Here is a 408-nt window from a genome sequence, read left to right as displayed (position 1 = left end):
CTTGAAACCGGGGGCATTCCTATCTATTGCCGTTAGTCCCGTAACTACTAAGAAGATGAATCAGATAGAGAAAGATATGAGGGATTCCACTGTTCATGATCGGAAAGGTGGATCTAGATTTCAATCATATATTCATGCAGCTATCCAAGCATCGATCCGGTTCTTCCAGCCAAATCCACCGCAACAGACTTTATCTCACACAATGGATACAACAGGAACATTCTCACACCTCAAAAATCGCTTTAGAGGGGCTATAGGTTTTGATGTTAATATCTCTGTATGGCATGAAGAAGAGGAGCATCATGTAGTCCATGCTCTCGTGAACAGTCTTAATACGGCTATCACTGGCGAAAACGGTTTAAGACTAATCGCAACAAAAACAAGTCCGATCCAGTTAGCACCCTATCC

Annotated in this window: 1 protein-coding gene; it reads left to right on the top strand. The window is 42.6% G+C overall.

The genetic code is table 11. The annotated features are described in order from the left end of the window. Positions 1–55 precede the first annotated feature (55 nt). The coding region (locus RM446_RS24715; protein WP_311547846.1) for a hypothetical protein at positions 56–408 on the top strand (353 nt) is incomplete at its 3' end.

Source organism: Streptomonospora wellingtoniae, from assembly GCF_031845375.1.
In the GTDB taxonomy this organism is placed as follows: domain Bacteria; phylum Actinomycetota; class Actinomycetes; order Streptosporangiales; family Streptosporangiaceae; genus Streptomonospora; species Streptomonospora wellingtoniae.
This window is presented reverse-complemented; position numbering and strand designations above follow the sequence as displayed.